Consider the following 24,239-nt stretch of genomic DNA (forward strand, 5'->3'; position numbering starts at 1 on the left):
CTTACAGCGCCAGCTTGAGATCAATCTTACGGCGCAATGATCGGTTGGGATTTCAGTTCGCTGTCAACCAGATCTGCCCCTTCAAAGACGGAGCCAAGTTCGAACCAGCTTTTGGGAGCCGGTGCGCCCCACAGCGTCTGGCGCTGCGGATCAGTCAGGTTCCATTTGATCGGCTCATGATCCGGATCAATCGTCTGATAGTCCGAGCAGTAAATCTCGGTCCGGTGGCCGTCCTTATCGCGAATATAAAGGAAGAAGGCATTGGATATGCCGTGGCGCCCTGGGCCACGCTCAACATTTTCCAGATAGCCTGTGGTCGACATCAGATCAAGCAGATCAATGATGTTGAGCGGCGTCGGCACCCAAAAGGCCATGTGATGCAGGCGCGGACCAGTGCCATTTGTAAAAGCAATGTCATGTACGCCGCCCTTGCGATGCATCCACGCAGCCCAAGTACGGCCAGTGATGGCATCCTCGGTGTATTCTGTGACGCGAAAGCCAAGGTCGCCGTAGAATTTCACACTGTCGTCAACATTTGACGAGAACAGATTGAAGTGGTCAATCCGCAACGGCTTCACACCGCGGTAGAGATTGTACTTCTGATGGATTGGCTCAAGGCGCTCCATCTGGTTGTAAAACTCCAGCGGCACGCCAAATGGATCGCGGGTGCTCAGCACACGGCCCATGAACGGACGTTCAATCCAGCAGGTCGGAAGGTCGCGGGACTTGAACCACGCCTCGGCCTTGTCCAGATCCTCATCACTCCAGACCTTGAACCCCAGGACACCGACAGAGCCTACATCCGCCTTTTTCAAGATGACACAATGATGACCGCGCTCTTCCATGGCCCGCATATAGATGGTCTCGCTGTCCTCATAGGTCACCTGAAGACCGAGCGTATCGACGTAATAACCACGCGACCAGGCCAGATCCGTCACGCGCAGCTCGGTGTGACTGAGACGAACGATGTTGAACGGCGGGGTCAGGTTCGGTGCGGGAATGGCCATAGTCTCTCCTCCTCAGGCGCCCAAACGGGCGATCTTGTGCTGGCCCAAAGCGAAGGCCACATTTTTCTGTTCCATGTAGAATTCAAATGACCACTGGCCGCCGTCCCGGCCGATGCCGCTGGCTTTCACACCGCCAAATGGCGTTGGCAAATGGCGAACATTTTCCGAGTTTACCCAGATCATTCCAGCTTCCAGCGCTTCAGAGAACCGCAAGGCCCGCGTCACATCGTTGGTCCAGATGTAACCCGTCAGGCCATATTGGACGTCATTTGCGACAGTCAGCGCTTCTGCTTCATCCTTGAACCGAATGGAAGTCAGGACTGGACCAAAGATCTCTTCCTGCGCGATGGTCATATCGTTACTCGCGCCCGTGAACAGCGTCGGTTTGACATACCAGCCATCGCCGCCCAACGCAGCTCCACCAGCAGCAATCTTGGCTCCATCGCTTTTCGCGATGTCGAAATAACTGGTCACCTTGTCGAAGTGCGTCTTGTGGATCAGTGGACCGACTTCGGTGGCCGGGTCCAGCGGATGACCAACCTTCAGGTTGTTGACCCGCTCCACCAGCTTGGCCTCGAATTCATCGGCAACGCTTTCCTGGATCAAAAGTCGGCTGGACGATGTGCAGCGCTCGCCGTTCAGCGAATAAATCATGAAGATGGCTGCATCCAACGCCCGGTCCAGATCTGCATCGTCAAACACAATCACCGGGTTCTTGCCGCCCAGCTCAAAATGCACGCGCTTCAAGGTGTCCGCGCCCTGCTTCATGATCATGCTGCCAGTCCGGCTTTCTCCAACAAAGGCAATCGCCTTGATGTCTGAATGCTCGGTCAAGGCCTTGCCTGCGCCCTCGCCAAAGCCATTGACCAGGTTCCAGACGCCTTCTGGGAGACCTGCCTCATGAGCAATTTCAGCAAGAATGCGGGCGGTCAGCGGGCTGAACTCGGCAGGCTTATGCACCACCGTGCAACCAGCTGCCAGCGCAGGTGCAATCTTCCACGTCGACAGCATGAAAGGCGTGTTCCACGGTGTGATCACACCAACCGGGCCAATTGGGCTGCGGCTGCTGACGTTCATATGCGTTGGCGTCGGCAAAGATTGACCATCGCGGGCGCTTGGAGCCAAATCCGCAAAATAGCGGAAGTTCTCAGCACCGCGCAGCGCAGCCTTGGACATGAACCGATAGGCCTGACCGGTATCCCAGCATTCACACAGAGCGATTTCCTCAGCCCGCTCCACGATCAAATCAGCGATCCGGTGCAGAATTTTCTTACGGGCAGCGCCGCTCATGGCAGCCCAGGCCGGAAAGGCTGCCTTTGCTGCTTTGGCAGCCGCATCAATGTCGGAAGCCTCCCCCTTGGCAACGGTGCAAATCAGGCTTTCATCCACCGGGGATCTGGTTTCAAAAGTCTGTGACCCGGCAACATCCTTGCCATTGATCAGGTTCAAGATGCCAGTGCCGCGAAAGCGCGCCAGATGGCCATCGAGTTTGGATAGATGTGTCGCCAGATCGGTCATCTCAGGTCCTCGGGAAGATAGTTTCTGATGGAGCTGGCCTTGGGGCTCAACTCAGGATCGATGTCACGCATTTCCATCGACAGCATGAAAGAAGAGCTTTGCATCACGTCCGCGCAATAGCTCTCCAGCGCGGCGAAAATCGCCTCCGTGGCAGCCTTTTTGGCAGCCTCGGGACGCCCGACCCGCAACCGGACCGATAGATCAAGAAAAGCGTGATCCGGATTGCCATCAGCCATCACGACATGATCGCAGGCTGTTGCCCGGACGCGAATGCCTGCCACTGGAAAGACGCCCGTATCTCGCGCAGCCTTTGCCACCGCATGACAGAGGCCGGAGATGTCCAACCGCTCTCCAAGATTGGCCGAATAATCAATTTGAAAATGTGCCATCCAAGCCTCCCACTTGTTACTTCACATGTTAATCAAATTATTTAACATGTCAAATATTATATCCTCAAGCTGCCTTGCCCGTACCGAAGACAGTTTGGGAAATTCGTCAGGCCAAAGCCAAAGAAATCAAAATAACTCAATCAGTTCCACAACATCACAAGACCGTAGCTCAGGATTGGGAAGGCAATCAGCAGGACAATTCGAACAGCTTCGGAAATGATGAACGGGACGGTCCCACGAAAGATGTCTCTGGTGGGAATGTCCTTGGCGATTGCCGAAATGATGAACAAGTTCATTCCGACAGGTGGCGTGATCATGCCGACCTCAACCACGACCAAGGTCAAAATACCAAACCAAAGCGCTTGCTGCTCGGGCAACATGCCAAAGTCGAGGCTCATCATTGTCGGGAAGAACACCGGCACAGTCAGAACGATCATCGACAGACTGTCCATGACGCACCCCATGACCAGGTAGAAGACTACAATCAGCAGCAAGACAGCCAATGGTGTGATTTGCGCCGCAATAAACCAGTCTGCGAGGGTCGTCGGCATCCGGGACAGAGCGAGCGCAACATTGAACAAATCCGCTCCGAAAATAATGACGAAAATCATGGCGCTGGCACCTGCCGTATCAATCAGGCTGTCCACCAGGTTCGACAGATTTAGCGTCCGGGTCAAAAGGCCAGAGAAAGCAGTCAGAACAACCCCGATTGATGCGCCTTCTGCCGGGGTAAAGAAGCCTCCGTAGATACCGCCAAGGACGATAATGAAAATACTGACGATGTGCCAGATATCACCAAGGCTTCTGATGCGTTCGCCAAGACTGGCACGCTCCTGCAGAGGCGCTTCAGATGGATAGCGCCGCACGTAGATCGCAATGGCCAGGATAAAACCAAGCACAGCCAACAGGCCCGGGATCGTGGCCGCAAGAAACAGCTTCACGATGTTCTGTTCCGTCAGCAGCGCATAGATGATCAGCACGATAGAGGGCGGAATGAGAATCCCGAGCGTACCGCCTGCAGCGAGCGAGCCGGAAGCAAGCGCACGACCATATTTGTGCTTTCGCATTTCCGGCAATGCGACCCGTGCCATGGTTGACGCTGTTGCAATGGACGAACCGGAAATCGAGCCGAACATCGCACAGCCTGCCACAGCAGCCATGGCCAGCCCGCCCCTCCAATGGCCAATCCAGGCATTGGAAGCCGAAAACAGCGCAGCAGAAATGCCAGTCCGCGTGGCCAGGTGCCCCATGAGGATAAAGAGCGGAACAATAGCCAGATCATAAGATAGAAATTTATCCGGCCAGGCTGTGGTCAGATAAGCTTGCAAACCAGCTACACTGCCAATCGCCATGTAACCAGCGGATCCGACAATAGCCATGGCAAGGCCGATCGGCGCGCGCAAGATGATTGCGCCCAGAAGAACGACAATCATGACAATTGAAATGAGGGTGGGATCCATTGTCACCGTCCAACAGATGTGGAGGCAAGGCCCCGCAACAGAAATACTTGTGCAATCGCAATCAGGCCAGACAAGGCAGTTCCCACGACAGCCGGAACAAATGCCCACCAGAGAGGCAAGGACAACAGCATGGTTCGATCACCATAATCCTTGATCTCAAACAGACCATGCAGCGTAAAATAGCTCAGCAACAGCCAGCCGACAGCAAACAGCAGCGTCCAGAATGCATCGATCTGACGGTTGGCCTCCACAGGCAGCCATCCGGTAAAAAGATCAACCATCACATGACCCTTGTTAAGCTGACACAAGGGCAAGAAGAAACCGGCTGCAAATGCGCATGACATTTCGACCAGTTCAAAATCTCCCCGCACGCCACGCAGTCCGACATTACGCATCACAACTGAAACCGCGACCGTCAGGGCAACACCGAAGATAACCGCGCCACCCGCAGCAGCAGAAACGCGAGACAACCGTTCAAACCAGACCTGGAGGGGAGCTATCCCCCCTCCTTGTTCTGGCCACAAGCTTGACCAAACCGACATGCTTTATGCGCCTTTGTCGAGCAGCTCATTTGCACGTGCAATGACAGCAGCGCCATCATGACCGGCATCGTTGAGTCTGGTCTCCCAATTGGCATAGACCGGCTGTGCCGCCTCATCCCATTTTGCGATTTCTTCGAGGGAAATTTCGACAATTTCATTGCCGTTCTTCTCAACGATATTCCGCCCGACGGCCTCGAATTCATCGAAGGTCTTGCCAATACGCCGTGACAATCCAATACCCGATGCAGCATCAACGGCACCGCGCAGGTCATCGGATAGGCCTTCATAAGACCGCTCGTTCATGAGAAGTGTGTTGGTGTTCGCATAAAGGCCGCGTGCAGCAGGGGCCGCTTCACAGGAAAACTTGGTCAGTTCCTGCAGTTTGAACGGCGGGACGACTTCATAAGGAAGACAGCAGCCATCAATCACACCGTTGCTCAGACCGACAACCATTTCGGTGACCGGGAAGAAGACGGGTTCTGCTCCAAGGGACGTTAGAAGTTCACCAAACGCCGAGTTCGGACTGCGGATTTTCTTACCCTGAAGGTCCGCCGAGGTGCGCACTGCCGTGTCGCGCATGTGCAGTTTGCCGCCATCATGGCTCCAGAAGGCAAGCGGCTTCATGCCTGCATATTCAGCGCCACCGAATTCATCCATCAACTCATGCACGGCAACCGATGTTTTTTCCGCATTGGTCACCATGAAAGGCAGGCCCATGGTTTCAGCCACCGGATAGCGACCAGGCGTATAGGTCGGCAATGCCCAAGCAATGTCGACAATGCCCTTTTTCACCTGATCCGCCAGCTGTGGTGGCTTGCCGCCAAGCTGCATCGCCGGGAAAATCTGAACTTCGATGGCACCATTCGTGGCATCCATGAGCTCCTGCGCCCAAGGGACGAAGAACTTGCTGTGCATCGGCGCGACCGGCGGCAGAAAATGATGCAGGCGAAGCGTCACTTCCGCTGCCTTGGCATTGCGGATGAAGGCGGGTGCAGCCAATGTTGCACCCAAGCCTGCCAGCACCGCACGGCGCGTTGTCAGTGTATTCCTCATAGTATCTCCTCCCAAAGTGGATCTCCCAGATCCAAGAACTTCCAATTTCAGTTTATTGCTTTGCCTTTTCCTGCTCTTTCGCGAGCCGCTTTTCCGCCCCTGCGCGCAATGACCCGACCTGGGTCAGAAGCGCGTCCGGATCGACGAAAACATTCGGTTCTCCAGCACTGCGGCCCGCCAAAATCTGGCGATTTTCATCCAGATTGTTGGAAAAGCCATGCGTGGTCAAATGAACCTGAACATGTTCGTTCGCATCCTCCACAAGCGAACGAACACGATCCACACTCTCAATATAGGCCTCCACCTGTGTCGGGCCTTCGATGGCATTCAGACCGAGGCCACCGATTGTGATGGCCCGATATGTCTGGTCGCCGTCCTGAACATCATAAAGATACGACGCCGTCCCCCAAGTATGCCCAGGCGTTTCAATAACTTCGAAAGAATTGCCGCCCAGCTCTATCCGGTCGCCATCCTTGACCACCATCTCCGGCTTGATCATTTTCCAGGCACGCCGGGTGCCCTGAGAGGCTTCAGCAGATTCCACAGCTTCATCCCAACCACCCTGCGTCATGACAAATGTTGCATTTGGCAAATGAGGCTTGAGAGCAGCAGCGCCGCCGACATGATCAAAATGACCATGTGTCATCAGGACATATTTGATGTCGTCAAAATCGACGCCGGTTGATTTCAGATTGTCGATCAGCTGATCGGTGAATGGCCCATAAAGGGTATCAATCAGAACCGAGCCATCGTCTGTATGAACCAACCACGCGGACACCCAGCAAATGCCGACATAATCAACATTATCGAATGGCTTCCATGGCTTAACGTATTGCCCCTCACTGTCATTGAGCCATTTCCCAAGCTCGGGAGGCATTTTACCTGTGCGTCCAAAGTCAGCAAATTTTTCCATGATCGGACTAGATGGACAGCCATCAAACGGCTGCGCTTGAACCGACGCGCCAGCCAATGAAGCCCCTCCCAAGGCAGAGACAATAACCAACCGACAACACTGCAAGGCTATCTTGATGAATCTCGTCATTTCCGTACTCCAAAACAGCCATCAGCAACGCTCAACACTGCGTATATTTCTTCTAAACCACAACCATCTTGCCGGGGTTCATGATATTTTTCGGATCAATGGCGCTTTTCAAAACCTGCATCATGGCAAGTTGTGAAGGTTCCTTGAGGGTCCCCATCAAGGCCAGCTTGCTTTGACCGATGCCGTGCTCGGCGCTGAATGAGCCATTGAACCGCTTGAGAAGCGAAAACGCGAAGGATTTCACTTCTTCGAGCGGCAACTCTGCCCAGCGCTCTGCGTCCGTACACGCCAACGCATAATGCAGATTGCCATCGCCCAAATGTCCGACCGTCAATGGCCGAAAGCCAAGGCGCAGCGCTTCACGGTCCATCTCCTCAACAAAGGGCGCAATATTTGCCAACGGCAAAGAGATATCCAGATGATAGACTGGACCGGCTTTGGTGATCGCTTCCAGGATGGACTCTCGCAAGCGCCATAGTTCGCCGCGCTGCTGTTCTGACTGGGCAACCATGGCGTCAATGATCAACCCGTCTTCCATCAGCTCCCCCATGATCTCCATGAGTTCGTTTTGAAATTTGATTGATCCATCTTCCATCTCTGCTGCATCAGATGGCCTGCTTGAGGCGACCTCCAGCATGATGCCGGTTTCAACATTCCCCTCAAGCGGAGGACGAATGTCGGGAAAAACACGGCAAATCACATCTACAGCAGGCTGCGGCATATATTCGAAGGCTTCGACGGCACCGCCTGTGCGGTCCTGGATCCTGTTGAGAACCCCAATAGCTGCATCCAGAGACGAGACCGCTAGAAATCCGGTGGCGCGAGACGTTGGCTTTGGGAAAAGCTTGAAGACTGCGGCCGTGATAATCCCCAGCGTGCCTTCTGCGCCAATCAGCAGGTGTCGAATGTCATAGCCCGTGTTGTCCTTGCGAAGGCCGGTCAGGGCGTTGATGATCGATCCATCGGGCAACACAGCCTCAATGCCGATGCAAAGCTCTCGTGTATTGCCATAACGCACCACATTAGAGCCGCCCGCGTTGGTCGACAGATTGCCGCCAATTGTGCAACTCCCCTTGGCACCAAAAGTCAGCGGGAACACCAGGCCATTCTTCGCAGCCTCTTCCTGCAAGACTTCCAGCACAGCGCCTGCTTCAACAACGAAGGTGCGCCCGGCAACGTCCAAAGACCGGATGGCATTCAGGCGCGACAATGACACAACGACAGAGTGCCTGCCCTGGACAGGAACACCGCCGCCACAAAGACCGGTTCGCCCGCCTTGCGGCACAATCGCGATATCCTTCGCGGCGCAAAGCTTGACGATTTCGGACACCTCATGGGTAGACGCCGGCCTTACAACGGCGATTGCCTCGCCATGATACTGGCCCGTCCAATCTTCCAGATAAGCCGCCATATCTGACGGCTCCGTCAGCGTGTTTGCAGCTCCCGCGATTTTACACAGGCTCTCAATCACAGCTTCACATTCAGTTTCCAGAAGATCGGCTTCAGACAAGGTGCACGCTCCGATACCCTCACAATTGCGGATCGGAAGAACATCACCTCCCGGCCACAATCTAACATGTTACATGTCAATCTAAGTTGTCAAGCAACATGTAACATGTTAGTTTTACGTCGACGAAATTGATTGGCAGTGCAATGAAAGAGATCTTCGACCGTATTCATCCGCTGACATCCCTCACGGAGCTGACCGCAGACAGAATTCGCGATGCCATCATCACCGGCGATTTGCCGTTGGGGCAAAAACTGTCGGAACAGCGTCTGGCAGACATGCTCGGCATCAGCAGATCGCCTGTCCACGATGCGCTGGCAATCCTGCAGGCAGAAGGTCTCGTGAACATTCTGCCGAAACGCGGCTCATTCGTCTTTACACCTGATTTCAAAGACGTCGACGACATCTGCGAGCACCGGGCTCTATTGGAAACCGGGTCCGTTCGGCTTGCCATCGCCCGGGACAAGGATGGGCTGGTTGCAGCGCTTCAAAAATGCGTCGATGACATGGATACAGCCTTGCGTGCGAGCAGCGCAGTTGATTACACGAAGTGCGACCTGCGCTTTCATGAGACCATCGTAGAGTTTAGCGGAAACCGCTCAATTGCCTCCGCCTACAAACGGACCATCAGCCCATTGATGGCCCTGCGCACCCATTTGTTCACCATCATGAATGCCACGCTGGACCGTTCGCTGGATGAGCACAACCAGGTGCTCAATGCGTGCCAAAGCGGCGACGCTGACATGGCAGCCCAACTGCTGGAAAACCACATCAGCCATTTGATTGAAGCCTATCGACAGGAACTCTCAAGCCAATCCCTACTTGATGTGTCCATCGCGTCGAACAACTAGTTTCTTACAGAATTTCAAATCACACAGGACCGAAGGGCAATCGCGTGAAAAAATCTACAGCGGACCACATGGTTGATACGCTCGTTGCAAATGGCGTTGACACCCTCTTTGGAATACCCGGTGCTCATTCCTATGAATTTTCAGACGCTTTGGCCCGCCGGTCTGACGACATCAGGTTCATTCATACACGGCACGAGCAAGGCGCTGGCTACATGGCTTATGGCTATGCGAAGTCGAGCGGCAAGCCTGGCGTTTTCACTGTTGTTCCCGGTCCTGGTGTGCTGAATGCGGGAGCCGCTATCTGCACGGCCTATGGCGGCAATGCGCCGGTGATGTGCCTGACCGGAAACATCATGTCACACCTGATCGGACAAGGACGCGGCCAACTGCACGAACTGCCAGATCAGCTTGCCACCTTGCGCGGCCTGACCAAATGGGCAGACCGAATTGATCATCCAGCAGAAGCGCCTGACAAAATGACCCGCGCATTCACCGAGATGACATCGGACCGTCAGCGCCCGGTGGCGGTCGAAGTGCCGTGGGATGTGTTCGGCCAGCAGGCTCCCGCAGAGCCAGCCTCCCTTGCTCCCAAGCACAAAACCCCGCTTGATCCAGATAGCATCGAGGCTGCGGCCAAGATGATCGCGGCGGCCAAGAACCCGATGATCATGGTGGGCGGCGGAGCACTTGATGCAGCTGCTGAGGTTCTGGCTCTTGCAGAAAAAATCCAGGCACCGGTCGCCTCACACCGCTCAGGCAAAGGCATCTTGGCCGATGACAATCCGCACGCGATGAACCTGATAGCCGCTTACGACTACTTTAAGGACTGTGATCTTCTGATCGGGATTGGCAGTCGGCTTGAGCTGCAATTCATGCGCTGGCAGTGGCGTCCGGCAGGCCTCAAAGTGATCAGGATCGACATCGACCCGACCGAAATGGTCCGCCTGAAGCCAGAGCTCGGCGTAGTCGGCGATGCTGCGAAAGCCGCTGATGCGCTGACCGCAGCTTTGTCCGGCCAAAAGGTCACCAGTCGCACCGCAGAATTCAGCGAGATTAAAGCCCGCGCCCGGACCGAGAGTGAAGCCGTCCAGCCACAGATGAGCTATCTCGACGCAATCCGCCGCGCCCTGCCCCGCGACGGCTTTTTTGTGGAAGAAGTCAGCCAGATGGGCTTCACCGCCCGCTTCGGGTTTCCGGTCTATGAACCGCGCCAATATGTGACCTGCGCCTATCAGGACAATCTGGGCTTTGGCTACAACACCGCCCTTGGGGTCAAGGTCGCAAATCCGGACAAAGCCGTCGTTTCCGTCAATGGCGATGGTGGTTTCATGTTTGGTGTCCAGGAGCTGGCAACGGCTGTCCAACATGGCATTGGCGTTGTCGCCGTCGTGTTCAACAACAATGCCTATGGCAATGTCCGCCGTGACCAGATGAATGTCTTTGATGGTCGCCTGCTCGGCGCTGATCTGGTCAACCCGGATTTTGTTGCTCTGGCCAAGAGCTTTGGCATGTCTGCCACGAAGGCGGAAACGCCGGAAGCTCTGGAGAAAGCCATTGAAACTGCGCTCGCCAGCGGCGGTCCCGCCCTCATCGAGGTGCCAGTGCCACGCGGATCAGAAACATCGCCTTGGCAGTTCCTGCATCCAGCGCCGCACGCCTGATCAGACATTTTTGAGGACAGAACCATGACCCAATTCGCCATGACGATTGACGGCAAAGTCGTCACCAAAACCGAAACCTTCAATGTCATCAACCCATCGACCGGCGGCAGCGCGGGTCAATGTCCATCGGGCACTGTTGATGATGTCAACGCGGCTGTCGCAGCGGCAAAAACGGCCTATGCCAGCTGGAGCATCACGAGTGATGATGTGCGAAAGCAGGCCTGCCGCGATATGGCGGCGGTCCTTGCGGCACACGCTAATGAATTGGCAACACTGCTGAGCACCGAACAAGGCAAGCCCCGCGGTGGCCTTGGTGCCGACTTTGAACTCGGCGGCTGCCAGGTCTGGGCCGGCAACACTGCCGAACTGGAATTGCCGGTTGAGGTGATCAAGGACGACAATGAAGGCCTGATAGAAGTCCACCGCAAGCCGTTGGGTGTCGTGGCCTCGATCACACCGTGGAACTGGCCATTGATGATCGGCATCTGGCACATTGCCCCGGCAATCCGCGCAGGCAACACCGTGGTGATCAAGCCGTCGCCTTATACCCCACTCTCGACGTTGCGCATGGTTGAGATCCTCAACACGGTTTTGCCAGCAGGTGTTTTGAACGTTGTTACAGGCCCTGATGACCTCGGCCCGGTTTTAACCGGCCACGCTGATGTCGCCAAGGTGACCTTTACCGGTTCGACAGAGACCGGCAAGAAAGTCATGGCCTCTGCTGCCGGTACGCTCAAACGTCTGACGCTTGAACTCGGCGGCAATGATGCCGGTATCCTGCTGCCCGATGTTGACCCGAGACAGATCGCGGAAGGCCTGTTCTGGTCCGCCTTCATCAACAGTGGTCAGACCTGTGCATGCATGAAGCGTCTTTATGTGCACGACAGCATTTATGAGGATGTCTGCAAAGAATTTGCAGCCTTTACCGCAAACATCAAAGTCGGTTCAGGAGCGGATACAAACAGTGTGCTTGGCCCCATCCAAAACGCAGCACAACTTGCCAAGGTCGAAGACCTTATTTCAGATGCAGTCGACCAGGGAGCACGTATAATTCTCGGCGGCAAACGAAGCACTGAAGCTGGCTACATCCACCCGCTGACATTGATTGCAGATGCCAAGGACGGCATGCGCATCGTTGATGAAGAGCAATTCGGTCCGGTCCTGCCGATCATCCGCTACAGCAATGTCGAGGACGCTATAAAGGCAGCTAATGCCTCGTCCATGGGTCTTGGCGCATCGGTTTGGTCCAAAGACATTGCCGCAGCTAAAAAACTGGCATTGCGGATGGAATCTGGCTCCGTCTGGATCAATGGGCACGGTGGCCTCAATCCCAACGCGCCCTTCGGCGGCGTCAAACAATCCGGCCTTGGAACTGAATTCGGCACCGAAGGCCTGAAGGAATTCACGTCAATCCAAACGCTGCACGCCTGATTGCGCGCTCCCTTAGGGCCGATTGGCGCTTATGCCCCATCCAGTCACGTCCCTGCGCACATGTACCGTTGCGCGGGGCAAAATCTCGTTGCCACCTTCTAAAGAGGGGTGCAAACGGATTTCGCCCCTGTTAGCTTTTGCGACAATAATGTGGTCAACGGATGAGCAAGATGATGAAACGGCAAGCGAACGCGCCCATGAAACGGATCTCCGCTGAAGAGGCCGCTGGATTGGTGCGCCCGGGCATGTGGCTCGACTACGGAGCAATTTTCGGTCAGCCGGACGTCTTTGACGCGGCATTGGCGAAACGCAAGTCTGAGCTTTCCAACGTCGGGTTTCGTTCCTGTTTATCCGTGAAGCCACGCGCCGTGCTTGAAGCAGATCCAGAGGGAGAAGTGTTCCACTGGGTCAATCTGCATTTCTCAGGCTATGACCGCAAAATGCATGACGCAGGCCGGGCCAATTATATGCCGGTCAATCTGGGTGAAATCCCTGATTATTACCGCCGCTTCATAGAGCCGATCGACATCCTTGTTGTGAAAGCCCGGCCCATGGATGCCGATGGCAATTTCAACCTCAGCGCCGCCACCCTTTGGCTGCGTGCCATGATCGAACGCGCCCGCATGGTCATCATTGAGGAAACAACCGGAATTCCCCATGTGCTGGGCGATGGCGTTTCGATCCACAAGGACGAAGTCGACTATGTCATTGCAGGCGACAATGCAGCTGCGCCTGAGCTGCCAAATCCGGCACCGAGTGAAGTCGACAAGGCCGTGGCGCGCCTGATCATTGACGAGATCGAGGATGGCTCATGCCTTCAGATCGGGATCGGCGGCATGCCGAATGCCGTCTGCAGCCTGTTGCAAGACAGCACTGCAGAAGATCTTGGCATCCATACCGAGATGCTGACCGACGGTATTATCGATCTGTATCGCGCTGGTCGGATTACCGGTGCGCGCAAACAGATCAACCCCGGCAAAATGGTCTGCACCTTCGCTCTGGGATCGACCTATCTCTATGATGCGATTGACCACAATCCGGACGTCGAATTTCATGCGGTGGACTATACAAACCTACCGCAGAACATCATGCAAAACGACAAGGTCGTTGCGATCAACAACACGACCCAGATGGATCTCGGCGGACAGGCGGCCTCCGAAACCGACGGCCATCGGCATCTGACCGGCACGGGCGGACAGGCACAGTTCGCACGTGGGGCCTATGCCTCCAAGGGCGGCAAGTCCTTCATCTGCCTGTCCTCCACCTTTGAACGTCGCGGCGAAAGACGCAGCCGCATCGTGCTGGGGCTGACACCTGGCAATGCAGTGACAACCACCCGCGCCGACATGATGTATGTCGTGACCGAATACGGGATCACCAACCTCAAGGGCAAGAGCATGGCCGAGCGGGCAAAGGCTCTGATCGCACTGGCGCATCCTGATTACCGGGAAGGTCTGGAGCGCGATGCTTACGACAATGGGCTCATCCCGCGCGGTTACTTCGGCGCGACTGTGAAACCATCATAGACCGTCTGTAGAGAAAACCCGGACGCATCCGCCGGGATAGAAAACTGTTCACTGGCCCCTTTGCAATGGACATGGGGCCAGTAAAACCTGTAGGTCAAATCATCATCTATTTGCAGGCTGCCACAAAGATCGCTGCTCAGCGTATGGCCGTGCTTTTGTCCTTACAGATACTGCCACTTCAGGACTGATACCATGTCAGAGATCCCAGCCTTCCGCTCAATCGTCACCGGAGCCGCCGGAGCGTTGGGGCAGCGCATCGTCAACACGCTCAGGGCACGCGGCGATCAGGTGATCGGACTTGACCGCGTTGTTCCGGACAATGCCCCGGTGCCGTTTTTTCAAGTCGATATCAATGATCCGCAGTCTGTAAAGGACGCCATGGAGGCCGCACGGGTCAGCCTCGGGGGGCTCGATGTTCTGGTGCATGCAGCGGGAATTCTGCGCAGTGCCAGCTTCCTTGAAATCACAGAAGAAGACATGGCCGCCCATCTGGACACCAATGTGCGTGGTGCCGTAAGGATCGCTCAAAGTGCCGCCAGAATGATGTTGGAGGACGGCGGCAGAATTGTCTTCATCACCTCAATCCATGGTCAGGTCGGTGTCGCGAACCGGGGAGCTTATGCAGCATCCAAAGGGGCGATTGCCTCTCTGGCACGTGTCATTGCTGTTGAACTTGCTCCCTACCGCATTCGCATCAATGTTTTGGCACCTGGGGCTGTCGATGGCGGAATGGGGCCAGATCCCGGCACCCGCTCCAACTGGATCTCGGCCACCCCGAGCCACAGGGTCGCCCATCTCGATGAAGTCGCCCGTGCTGCCGCTCTGCTTACATCCGACGATGCGAGCTTTATCACAGGCCAAACCATCGCGGTCGACGGCGGCGTCAGTACGCTTAGAAGCTTTTCAGAATAACCGGCACCCGCAGTTATTGTGCGCAGACGCGCAGAGTTCGGCCCCAGTGGCACATGCCTGGAAACGAACAGGTGACTTAACCGTCCGATCTAAAACGCGCCCTCACAAACCGTGAAGAAACCGGCTTGAAAATAAACTTGAATATTATATTCATATTTTATATTTCAGGTGACAGAGCAATTTTCACGGCGGCGTATCAAGGATGAGCCAATGACCTCTCAATCACGTCAGGGCGACACACAAGTTTGGCGGCAGCATCAGCCTGAGCGGCTGTTTATTCTTGGAATGAGAGGCCTCCTCAACAGCTATGAGGAAGACCATGTGAGCGCCGGACCGGAGATTTGCAATTTTCTCACCTCGCAAAATGACATCGCGGACACCAGAAGCGTTCTTGAAGCCATGTGGCTCTATTCCTCTAACTATGGATATTGGGCGCTGTGTCAAACCGGATATCATTGCCTGAATTGCCCCTGCCTTGCGCGCGATGAGTTTCTATCCCTCTCCTTGATGTCCTCGATCCAACATCGCGATCATGCCTGCATTCAGACATGTCTTCAGGCCATGTTCCCCGTCAGTGGGCAGGACATCATGGCCCAATCCGCGTTCCAGCTGGCAACCGCCTTGTCCATGCAGCGCCTCAGACTTCACCCGATCTTTGACGCGCAGGTCCAAAATGCCATACGCGGTGCTGACAATGCCCCGGAACGCAGCACCTCGCTTTCCCACTGACACAAATCACCCCGCATGTCCTAGGCACCGGTATTTTCAGACCGCTTGAAACGCCGGATCAAGGTGGTAACGCCTTGTATTTATCAGCAGACAGCCCAAAGTCTTGGGCCTGACGTGCGCACATGCCCCCGACACGCCAGACGGAGAACACAATGATGAAGACCACCCGCACAGAGACAGACTCTTTCGGCCCACTCGAAATCCCGGCCGACAAATATTATGGCGCACAGACCGCCCGCTCCCTGATCAATTTTCCGATCGGCGGCGAGACGATGCCCAAGCCGCTTGTGCATGCTCTCGGCGTCATCAAACAGTCCGCAGCCCGCGTAAACCTGAAGCAGGGCAAACTGGACGCGGAATTGTCCAAAGCCATAGACCAGGCCGCTCACGAAGTCGCTGATGGCCAGTTTGACGATAACTTCCCCCTTGTGGTCTGGCAGACAGGTTCCGGCACACAGTCCAACATGAATGCGAACGAAGTCGTCTCCAACAGGGCCATCGAGATTCTGGGCGGCGAGATCGGCTCAAAGACGCCAGTGCATCCGAACGATCACTGCAACATGAGCCAGTCTTCCAATGACACCTTCCCGACAGCCATGCACATTGCAGCAGCCCGGGAGATCCACGAGTCTCTTCTGCCTGCCCTCAAGCATCTGAAGAATGAGCTGGGCAAAAAGGTGGAGGCGTGGACCGACATTGTTAAAATCGGCCGGACCCATACCCAGGATGCAACGCCGCTGACACTAGGTCAGGAATTCAGCGGTTACATGGCGCAGCTGGACCTTGGCATTCGCCGTGTCACGGAAGCTTCTGACGGGCTGTTTGATCTCGCTCAGGGCGGCACAGCCGTCGGAACAGGCCTGAACACCAAGCAGGGTTTTGCCGAGAGCTTCGCTGCTGAAGTTGCCTCCATCACAGGCCTTCCGTTCCGCACGGCCCCAAACAAGTTTGAGGCCCTCGCCGCCCACGATGCCTATGTCTACGCTCACGGGGCGCTCAATACGATCGCAACGTCCTTGTTCAAGATCGCCAACGACATTCGTTTTCTCGGATCCGGCCCACGCTCCGGGCTTGGCGAACTGTCGCTGCCGGAAAACGAACCGGGGTCATCCATCATGCCCGGAAAGGTCAACCCGACCCAGTGTGAAGCCCTGACGATGGTCTGTACGCAAGTTCACGGCAATCAGGCGACCATGTCTTTTGCCGGAAGTCAGGGGCACTTTGAACTGAACGTCTACAAGCCGGTGATGGCCAATGCGATGCTTCAGTCGATCAAACTTCTGGCAGATGCCTCCGTCAGCTTTGCCGACCGCTGCGTGGCCGGGATAACCGCAAATGAAGACAACATCACCCGCTTGATGGAACGCTCCTTGATGCTCGTCACAGCGCTGGCGCCTGCGATTGGCTATGACAAGGCAACCGAGATCGCCAAGTATGCCCACAAGAACGGCACTTCCCTGCGCGAGGAAGCGCTGCGGCTGAAATATACCACTGCAGAGCAATTCGATACGCTTGTCCGCCCTGAACTCATGATCGGCCCAAGCGCTTAAACCTTGAAATTTCGCCCTTTGAGCGCGAATGACACCTGACGATCTCCCTTCTGCCGCAAGACGGCAGGAGGGAACATATGAAACAGTGCAATGGTCATCCCCAATCGGGATCAAAAATGGAAAAGACCAAGCTCAACTGTAGAAAATAATATGGCAAAGTTCCGGGAGAATGACGCCATCAGCGCGAAAACGCATAAAACGAGCTGAGCTCATAAGCGTCACGCCCTAGAGGCGACCAATTAGGCCAATCAAATTTACATCATAAGTTTGAAAGGGATAAATGGTGCCCGGAGGCGGATTCGAACCACCGACACGCGGATTTTCAATCCGCTGCTCTACCAACTGAGCTATCCGGGCAACTCGGCGCTTTGCAGGGTTCCCTGTGCGCCGAAAGCTCGGGTCTTATAGAAGTTCAAATGACGCTTGTCCAGCGCCCTGGCAAAGTTTTTCCAGCTTCTTTTGCGTTCTCTGTATAAACTCAAAAATCCTTTTTATTCAATGCGTTCCTGCAAGACGGTGCAAGACAGACAACAGCCTTGCAATTCCCCAAGCGCTGCATTGTCCCCAATTGAGCTCTGCTCCACACCAGCATGGGCTGAGCTCTTCGAATTGCGCTTACCGGACCACATTCCAAGCCTCAAAACCGGGCCAGGCATTCCACCAAACCCGACGTTCCATCACCTGCCATACTGATCATGAAAACCAAAAAGGCGTGCTCTATACGCAGCACGCCTTTCTGTTCACCTCAAGCCAAATCAGGCTTATTTTTCGGTAATACGGCCATCTGTGTAAGGCGTATAACCAGTCTTTTCAGAGAGATACTCCGCAACGACATCCGCCAGATCAGGACCGTAGTCATAGGCGTTTGTGCCTGCCGTCGCGAAGATCTTGTAACCATCGCCACCGCCGCGCATGTAGTTGTTGGTAACAACACCGTAGACCTTTTCCAGATCAATCGGGCCCCAAGCGCCACCTTCCATGACTTCAACATCGCTGATGCGTTCACCAGCAGGCTTTGCCTTGGTGAAGGTGTATTTCAGACCTGCGACCTGAGGGAAACGACCGGCACCATCCTCGACTTCAGACACGCCGTTTTCAAGCGCAGTAATCACATCAGCGCCCTTCAACTGGAATGTCGCCAAGGTGTTCTGGAACGGCAGGACGGTGAGAACTTCGCCCATTGTCACCTCACCAGCATCGATGGAAGCACGTAGACCGCCACCATTCTGAATGGCCATCTGGATGCCTTGATCCATGACCCGTGCAAGCATGGCATCAGCGACAAGAGTTCCCATTTCGCACTGTTGAGCACGGCAGACTGTCCGGTCTGCATTGATCATCGCGGCAGACTCGGCAACCACTTCCTTGCGGATCTCATCAAGCGGCGCGGCCAATTCGGTGATACGCGCAGCAAACTCCTCATCCGGCGTGACCGAAGCATCCAGAAGAATAGGCTCACCGACGGCCTTGATCACATTGCCATCATCATCCCAGGTGACTTCAATATCGCCAACAAACTTGCTGTAGGCATAGGCTTGGACGATGGGAACATCCTTGCCGTCCGGGTTTTTCACCAGAACAGGATAAGGCCCTTCAGCTCTGTCCTGTGTGTTGGACAAAAGCGTATGGGAATGACCGCCAACAATAATATCAATGCCCGGCACGGCTGCTGCAATCAGCTTGTCCTTTGGAAGACCTTCATGGGTGATCGCAATGATCTTGTTGATGCCAGCTGCCTCCAGCTCGGCAACCTGCGCCTTGAGCGATGCTTCCGAATTCAGGAACTTGACGCCCTCGCCTGGAGAAGAGGTTTCAACCGTGTCTTCCGCAAGACTGGACACAAAGCCAATTTTCTCCCCGCCGCGTTCAAGCACCAATGTGCCTGGAACGCTCCCTTTCAATAGAGGCTCGTTGTCCAGATCCAGGTTTCCGGAGATCACGGGAAATGTGACTTTGTCCAGAAAACCTGCAAGGGCTGCGGGACCATCATCAAATTCATGATTGCCAACGGCCATCACATCATAACCGATGCCATTCATGAAATCGGCTGCTGCTGCGCCCTTGTAGGTCGTATAGAACAGCGATCCTTGAAACTGGTCACCAGCGTCCACCACGACAAAATTCTTCCCTTCGCTGGTCAAGGCCGAGCGAAGTTCATCAATCTTGGTCTTGATACGAGCAACGCCGCCGAAGCATTTGCCCTCGGCTTCGTTCTCCGCACCGCAAGTTGAGTCGTATTTGTTAATCGACTCAATGCGTGAATGCACATCATTGGTGTGAAGGATCGTCAGGGAATAGTCGGCCATCGCTGCGCTGGAGAGCGCTGTGGTCATGGCAAGCGCGGCTGCGCCAAAAAGGAACTTATTCATCAGTGCGTCGCCTCTGATTGGGTATCCTTGCCCGTTCCAGCTTCACTGCCGAAACAGGTGTGTGCTGCTGTTCGTCATCCTGCGGGAGCCTGACGCGCCAACCCGGCGAAATGTCAGACTTCCCCTGGCGCGTATTTTATGCGCCCTACATGACGTCTTTACGAGCCTATTATGACAGTGAATATTTTTTCACGACAAGAGATTTTTTTTACTCATTCGCCCAAAAACAATACAAAAACAAAAAAGCCGCCCAAATTATTGGCCGGCTTATTAAACTCAATCGCATTTATGGAGCTAGGGTTCGGACCCATAAAATTGGATCCACTGGCGTTGAACCTGCAAAGCAGGGGTAGGAAAGGCTTGAAGAACTATGCCTTGCATAGGTCAAGAGCTTTGACGCCGCCATCCGCAGCAGGTTCATCGTCCTTCGGATCGATCTGGAACAAGCCGTCTGCAGTGTTGCCAAAACTCGAAAACCTTCCAGGTTTCCATCCTTTTTGCGCCTCGCATCCGACCTGTTCCAGATCGACCAGTGCATGCAATTTTATGGGTCCGAGCCCTAGTCCCGGAACTCATCGAGGTCAGGATCTTCTGACTCGTCAGTCTCGACAACAGGGATCGAATAGCCTTCGGACAACCATCGGTGAAGATCGACCTGCGCACACCTGGTTGAACAAAACGGATAATTCTCTTCAGTCGACAGCTTGGAGCATGTCGGACAAGGCCGCATACGGCGACTGCTAGGCTGATCGGGATTGCTCATGACGCACTCGTGATCAAACTTCGACGCAACAACTGATCGTTCAAGACCCAGATGTTGCCCAAGCTTGGTGAACAGGGTAACCGGCCGCCGAAAGAAGAGACACGGTCTCTCCCAAAGGCAGACCAACAACGCTTGGGTAAGAGCCAACAAGCTTCACGACGAAGCTTCCGGCAAGCCCCTGAATGGCATAGCCACCGGCCTTGCCACGCCACTCGCCCGACGCGACATAGTCATCAATGTCCTGACGAGAAAGGCGTTTGAAACGAACCCGCGTCTCAACGACTTTGGACCTCATGCGCCCGTCTTCGCCGACAACAGCCACACCTGTAAAGACGCGGTGCCCACGGCCCGACAGCAACGACAGACAGGCAAGAGCCTGATCTGTCATCTCTGTTTTCGGCAAGCAACGACGTCCGACAGCGACGACTGTATCTGCGGCGATCACGACTGATTGCTTCAAATCCGCTGAGTCACTAACGAGCGAGCGAACAGCTTGTGCCTTGTCCTTTGCCAACCGCAGCGCCAAAGCGCGCGGGGTTTCCAGCTTCTTCGGCGTCTCATCGACATCAGACGGCATCAGATGATCAGGCTCCAGCCCGATCTGCTGCAACAATGCAAGGCGACGCGGCGAGGCAGAAGCCAGGATCAATAAGGGAGCCTTTGTCATGCCTGCCACAGCCATCGTCTGCCGTTTTGCTCGCGCTCAGTGTTATTTGAAGCGATACGTGATCCGACCCTTGGTCAGGTCGTACGGGGTCATTTCGACCAGAACCTTATCGCCTGCAAGCACGCGAATACGGTTTTTACGCATGCGCCCGGCGGTATGAGCTATGATTTCGTGATCATTTTCAAGCTTTACGCGAAAAGTTGCGTTCGGCAACAGTTCCGAGACGACGCCCGGAAACTCCAGAGCTTCTTCTTTGGCCATGTGGTATCCTGATTAAGGCGTTCAGATGAGCGGCGAACCTAACGGATCGTGACTCGAATGTGAACCTTTGTTTCATGTCCATTATCAACAAAATGGCAGATATTGAAGCTTAAAGCTCGCTGACAGCGATCAACGCCCCTCTAACCGCTCGGCGGAGGGGTCCATGCAAGCCGTTTCTTGATACGCATCATCAGTTGATCGCGGATACCACGATACGAATCGAGGATCTGCTCCCGGCTTCCGGTGGCAAGTGTCGGGTCCATGGTTGGCCAGTATTCAACTTCCACCGCCTCGGTCCGGGTCAGCTCCAGCGCCTTGTGGTGAGCTTCTGGTGCCAGTGTCAACACAAGGTCGAAACCAGACTCCTGCAGCTCCTCAAACGTTTTGGGCTGATGCTTGCTGGTGTCCATACCGATTTCGGCCATCACCGCATCGACAAAGGGATCCGGCTTCCCCTGACGAACTCCTGCGGAGCGGACGTAAATCTGATTTGGAAACAAGTTCCGCGCGATTGTTGCGGCCATGGGGGAGCGCACGGCGTTCATGCCGCAAGCAAACAATACCGCACTCGGACGCGCGCCCGGCCCGGTCAATACGCCTAACCCTTCCAGTGAAGGGCATAGACGAGCGTAAAGAGACGTCGTGCCGTGGTCATGTCGACATCCACCTTCCCCTGAAGCCGTTCCATCAGGATCTCGGATCCTTCATTATGAACGCCACGACGCCCCATATCGATTGCCTCAATCTGGCTCGGACTGGAATGACGGATGGCCTCGTAATAGCTTTCGCAAATGAAATCGTAATCCTTGACGATCTTGCGCAGAGGCGTCAGCGACAGGACATGTGTCACGATAACCTCGCCCTCCTCGCCTGCAATTTCAAACACAAGCTTCTTCTCGATCACGGACAAGCGCAGAACATAATTGCTTGCAGGATGCCCGACCGGTTGAAAACTGTTTTCCTCAATCAGATCGTAGATCGCAACTGCACGATCATTTTCAACCTCAGGAGTCGAGCGGGCAATAGACGTCTCATCGAGAACGACATCGATCAGCTTTCCGCCGCTTGCATCCATGCCCTCTACGTCCAACATCCCATTGTCCCGCCTGGTTAGAGATTCAGCCGTATCGCAACAGATCGTGCATGACCCGCCAAACCTTCAGCCTCGCCAAGGGCAATTGCAGCCGGGCCGATCTGGCGCAAGTTCTCAGCATTGCATTTCAGAATAGATGTGCGTTTGACGAAATCAAGTACAGACAGGCCGGAGGAAAAGCGTGCCGAGCGCGCCGTGGGCAGCACATGGTTCGATCCACCGACATAATCGCCAATCGCCTCTGGCGTATAACGCCCCAGGAATACGGCACCTGCATTACGCACCTTGTCCAGCATGGCTTCTGGATCAGCCACCGCAAGCTCCAAATGCTCTGCGGCAATCCGGTTCACAAGCGGAAAGGCCTGTTCCAGGTCATCGACCACGATCACAGCCCCAAAGTCCCGCCAGCTGGCTCCTGCGATCTCGGCTTTCGGCAAGATCTTGAGCTGACGTTCGACAGCCTCTTCGACCGCCGTCGCCAGATCAGCACTGTCCGTGATCAGGATCGACTGGGCGACCGCATCATGCTCTGCCTGCGCCAGAAGGTCGGCGGCCAGCCAATCAGGATCATTGTCCGCGTCCGCAACAACGAGAACTTCAGATGGCCCCGCGATCATATCGATGCCGACGGTGCCAAAAACACGGCGCTTGGCCGCTGCAACGAACGCATTCCCCGGGCCGACAACCTTGCTGACCGGTGCAATTGTGTCCGTGCCATATGCCAGCGCGGCCACGGCCTGAGCGCCGCCAATGCAATAGATTTCGGAAACGCCAGCAATGCGCGCAGCTGCCAGAACCTGAGGGTTCAACTGTCCGTCCGGGCTCGGCACCACCATGGCAATGCGTTCGACGCCCGCCACCTTGGCTGGCACCGCATTCATCAAAACGGAGCTTGGATAAGAGGCTAATCCGCCTGGGACATATAGCCCGACGGATTCCACAGCAGTCCAACGCGAACCAAGCTCGACGCCAATCGGATCGGTATACCGATCATCTTTCGGCATCTGCCGGGCGTGATGAGACTGAATGCGATCACGCGCGAGGATCAAGGCATCAAGGGTTGCCTGAGGCACCTGCTTCATGGCCTCGTCAACGCGTGCTTCGGAGACTTTCAACTCAGCCATATCGGTGACATCGAGCCGGTCGAACCTGGCAGTATATTCCAGAACAGCAGCATCACCGCGCACGCGAACATCGTCCAGAATATCCCTGACGATGTGATCAACGTCTTCAGAGACTTCGCGCTTTCCAGCTAAAAGCTCGGAGAAACGGGTTTCGAAATCGGCATCCTGATTTGAAAGACGTATGGCCACGTCTGACACTCCTTGGCTTCGTTCCGACAGGCGCACCCGCCGCGATTATCTAGGGATTGGAACCTAGTCCAGCTCGTGGTCCGGCTGATTGGGCGTGCCCCAGGCAGCGCCAAGATCCGAAAGCTGAACCTCAATACAGTTGACTTCGAGAACCAGAGTTCCGCCACCGGCAAAGCTGAGGCTTATCCGGCCCGCAGGTGCCTCGGTTTCTTCAAACGTCACAGCCAGCAGAGCCAGCACCGCGGCTTTTGCATCCTGGCGAATACCAGCAGCCTTCATCGATGTCACCTGGGAGACCGATAAAGCCGCACGCCGGCGCTCATGTTCCTTGGTGCGCTTGTCCGCGGCTTTATCCCAGACAAAGCGGTTCATCGCGAAGATAGCTCTCTGCTCTTTCGGCAAAAAGCGGATGTCACCAACTGTCAGGACGGCATCCTGAACGTGAGCAGACACGACCTGAAGATCTTCATCGTCCAGAGCGGCAAGTTTCAGCTGTTCCGTGGCCAAAGACACATCCCCTGTTCAGCCTCTGGCACAATACGGCCATCGGCAGGCTGATGACCTAACTGCTAAATGCGTTTTTGACAATGTGCCA

At 55.2% G+C, this 24,239-nt stretch carries 24 protein-coding genes and 1 tRNA gene; 7 read left to right on the forward strand and 18 right to left on the reverse strand.

Annotated elements, in window-relative coordinates; all coding sequences use genetic code 11:
* Positions 1 to 26: 26 nt before the first annotated feature.
* The 8 genes from hpaD to V6575_RS04240 all read right to left on the reverse strand — a co-directional run bounded on the left by hpaD (position 27) and on the right by V6575_RS04240 (position 8,521).
* Positions 27 to 1,007: a 3,4-dihydroxyphenylacetate 2,3-dioxygenase gene (gene hpaD / locus V6575_RS04205; protein ID WP_340272845.1), complete on the reverse strand. Its 981-nt coding sequence runs from the start codon at positions 1,005 to 1,007 to the stop codon at positions 27 to 29.
* 12 nt (positions 1,008 to 1,019) lie between these two features.
* Positions 1,020 to 2,525, reverse strand: coding sequence for a 5-carboxymethyl-2-hydroxymuconate semialdehyde dehydrogenase (gene hpaE / locus V6575_RS04210; RefSeq protein WP_340272846.1), 1,506 nt, complete (start codon positions 2,523 to 2,525; stop codon positions 1,020 to 1,022).
* Positions 2,522 to 2,914, reverse strand: a complete 393-nt coding sequence (locus V6575_RS04215) for a 5-carboxymethyl-2-hydroxymuconate isomerase (protein WP_340272847.1) — start codon at positions 2,912 to 2,914, stop codon at positions 2,522 to 2,524. Before V6575_RS04215 ends, hpaE begins: the two co-directional genes overlap by 4 nt.
* A gap of 140 nt (positions 2,915 to 3,054) precedes the next feature.
* Complete coding sequence (locus tag V6575_RS04220) at positions 3,055 to 4,374, reverse strand: TRAP transporter large permease (RefSeq protein ID WP_340272848.1); 1,320 nt, start codon at positions 4,372 to 4,374, stop codon at positions 3,055 to 3,057.
* 2 nt (positions 4,375 to 4,376) lie between these two features.
* Positions 4,377 to 4,916 carry a TRAP transporter small permease gene (locus tag V6575_RS04225; RefSeq protein WP_340272849.1) on the reverse strand — a complete coding sequence of 180 codons (540 nt, stop codon included), beginning with the start codon at positions 4,914 to 4,916 and terminating at the stop codon, positions 4,377 to 4,379.
* 3 nt (positions 4,917 to 4,919) lie between these two features.
* Complete coding sequence (locus V6575_RS04230; protein WP_340272850.1) at positions 4,920 to 5,969, reverse strand: TRAP transporter substrate-binding protein; 1,050 nt, start codon at positions 5,967 to 5,969, stop codon at positions 4,920 to 4,922.
* Positions 5,970 to 6,021: 52 nt separating this feature from the next.
* Positions 6,022 to 7,011 carry an MBL fold metallo-hydrolase gene (locus V6575_RS04235; RefSeq protein WP_340272851.1) on the reverse strand — a complete coding sequence of 330 codons (990 nt, stop codon included), beginning with the start codon at positions 7,009 to 7,011 and terminating at the stop codon, positions 6,022 to 6,024.
* A gap of 52 nt (positions 7,012 to 7,063) precedes the next feature.
* Positions 7,064 to 8,521, reverse strand: a complete 1,458-nt coding sequence (locus V6575_RS04240; protein WP_340272853.1) for an FAD-binding oxidoreductase — start codon at positions 8,519 to 8,521, stop codon at positions 7,064 to 7,066.
* Between the two features lie 143 nt (positions 8,522 to 8,664).
* Between V6575_RS04240 and V6575_RS04245 the strand changes: the two genes are divergently transcribed.
* From V6575_RS04245 to fumC, 7 genes are all read left to right on the forward strand, one after another.
* Positions 8,665 to 9,369, forward strand: a complete 705-nt coding sequence (locus V6575_RS04245) for a GntR family transcriptional regulator (RefSeq protein WP_340272854.1) — start codon at positions 8,665 to 8,667, stop codon at positions 9,367 to 9,369.
* A gap of 44 nt (positions 9,370 to 9,413) precedes the next feature.
* Positions 9,414 to 11,030 (forward strand): thiamine pyrophosphate-dependent enzyme, encoded by a 1,617-nt coding sequence (locus tag V6575_RS04250; RefSeq protein ID WP_340272856.1) that lies wholly within the window; start codon positions 9,414 to 9,416, stop codon positions 11,028 to 11,030.
* 24 nt (positions 11,031 to 11,054) lie between these two features.
* Positions 11,055 to 12,461 (forward strand): aldehyde dehydrogenase family protein, encoded by a 1,407-nt coding sequence (locus V6575_RS04255; RefSeq protein WP_340272857.1) that lies wholly within the window; start codon positions 11,055 to 11,057, stop codon positions 12,459 to 12,461.
* A gap of 170 nt (positions 12,462 to 12,631) precedes the next feature.
* Positions 12,632 to 13,987 (forward strand): acetyl-CoA hydrolase/transferase family protein, encoded by a 1,356-nt coding sequence (locus V6575_RS04260; protein ID WP_340272858.1) that lies wholly within the window; start codon positions 12,632 to 12,634, stop codon positions 13,985 to 13,987.
* A 192-nt stretch (positions 13,988 to 14,179) separates the two neighbouring features.
* Positions 14,180 to 14,899 (forward strand): SDR family NAD(P)-dependent oxidoreductase, encoded by a 720-nt coding sequence (locus V6575_RS04265; protein ID WP_340272859.1) that lies wholly within the window; start codon positions 14,180 to 14,182, stop codon positions 14,897 to 14,899.
* 210 nt (positions 14,900 to 15,109) lie between these two features.
* The gene (locus tag V6575_RS04270) at positions 15,110 to 15,628 is read left to right on the forward strand and encodes a hypothetical protein (protein WP_340272860.1); all 519 of its coding nucleotides are present in this window, start codon (positions 15,110 to 15,112) and stop codon (positions 15,626 to 15,628) included.
* A 155-nt stretch (positions 15,629 to 15,783) separates the two neighbouring features.
* Complete coding sequence (gene fumC / locus V6575_RS04275) at positions 15,784 to 17,178, forward strand: class II fumarate hydratase (RefSeq protein ID WP_340273342.1); 1,395 nt, start codon at positions 15,784 to 15,786, stop codon at positions 17,176 to 17,178.
* A gap of 281 nt (positions 17,179 to 17,459) precedes the next feature.
* Here the strand turns inward: fumC and V6575_RS04280 are convergent.
* From V6575_RS04280 to V6575_RS04325, 10 genes are all read right to left on the reverse strand, one after another.
* Positions 17,460 to 17,535: transfer RNA gene (locus V6575_RS04280), tRNA-Phe, on the reverse strand.
* A 404-nt stretch (positions 17,536 to 17,939) separates the two neighbouring features.
* Positions 17,940 to 19,547: a bifunctional metallophosphatase/5'-nucleotidase gene (locus tag V6575_RS04285; RefSeq protein ID WP_340272861.1), complete on the reverse strand. Its 1,608-nt coding sequence runs from the start codon at positions 19,545 to 19,547 to the stop codon at positions 17,940 to 17,942.
* Positions 19,548 to 19,915: 368 nt separating this feature from the next.
* Positions 19,916 to 20,089, reverse strand: coding sequence for a hypothetical protein (locus V6575_RS04290; RefSeq protein WP_340272862.1), 174 nt, complete (start codon positions 20,087 to 20,089; stop codon positions 19,916 to 19,918).
* A 17-nt stretch (positions 20,090 to 20,106) separates the two neighbouring features.
* Positions 20,107 to 20,310: a DNA gyrase inhibitor YacG gene (gene yacG, locus V6575_RS04295; protein WP_340272863.1), complete on the reverse strand. Its 204-nt coding sequence runs from the start codon at positions 20,308 to 20,310 to the stop codon at positions 20,107 to 20,109.
* A 40-nt stretch (positions 20,311 to 20,350) separates the two neighbouring features.
* Positions 20,351 to 20,977 carry a Maf-like protein gene (locus tag V6575_RS04300; protein WP_340272864.1) on the reverse strand — a complete coding sequence of 209 codons (627 nt, stop codon included), beginning with the start codon at positions 20,975 to 20,977 and terminating at the stop codon, positions 20,351 to 20,353.
* Between the two features lie 42 nt (positions 20,978 to 21,019).
* A complete protein-coding gene (infA, locus tag V6575_RS04305; RefSeq protein WP_340272865.1) occupies positions 21,020 to 21,238 on the reverse strand; it encodes a translation initiation factor IF-1 in 219 nt (72 codons plus the stop codon).
* A 140-nt stretch (positions 21,239 to 21,378) separates the two neighbouring features.
* Positions 21,379 to 21,831, reverse strand: coding sequence for an arsenate-mycothiol transferase ArsC (locus V6575_RS04310; protein ID WP_340272866.1), 453 nt, complete (start codon positions 21,829 to 21,831; stop codon positions 21,379 to 21,381).
* A gap of 5 nt (positions 21,832 to 21,836) precedes the next feature.
* A complete protein-coding gene (locus V6575_RS04315) occupies positions 21,837 to 22,331 on the reverse strand; it encodes a UPF0262 family protein (RefSeq protein ID WP_340272867.1) in 495 nt (164 codons plus the stop codon).
* Positions 22,332 to 22,348: 17 nt separating this feature from the next.
* Positions 22,349 to 23,644, reverse strand: coding sequence for a histidinol dehydrogenase (gene hisD / locus V6575_RS04320; RefSeq protein ID WP_340272868.1), 1,296 nt, complete (start codon positions 23,642 to 23,644; stop codon positions 22,349 to 22,351).
* A 63-nt stretch (positions 23,645 to 23,707) separates the two neighbouring features.
* Complete coding sequence (locus tag V6575_RS04325) at positions 23,708 to 24,151, reverse strand: DUF2948 family protein (RefSeq protein ID WP_340272869.1); 444 nt, start codon at positions 24,149 to 24,151, stop codon at positions 23,708 to 23,710.
* Positions 24,152 to 24,239: the final 88 nt, after the last annotated feature.

Origin of the sequence: Roseibium algae, from assembly GCF_037783265.1 — a bacterium.
Taxonomy (GTDB): Bacteria; Pseudomonadota; Alphaproteobacteria; order Rhizobiales; family Stappiaceae; genus Roseibium; species Roseibium algae.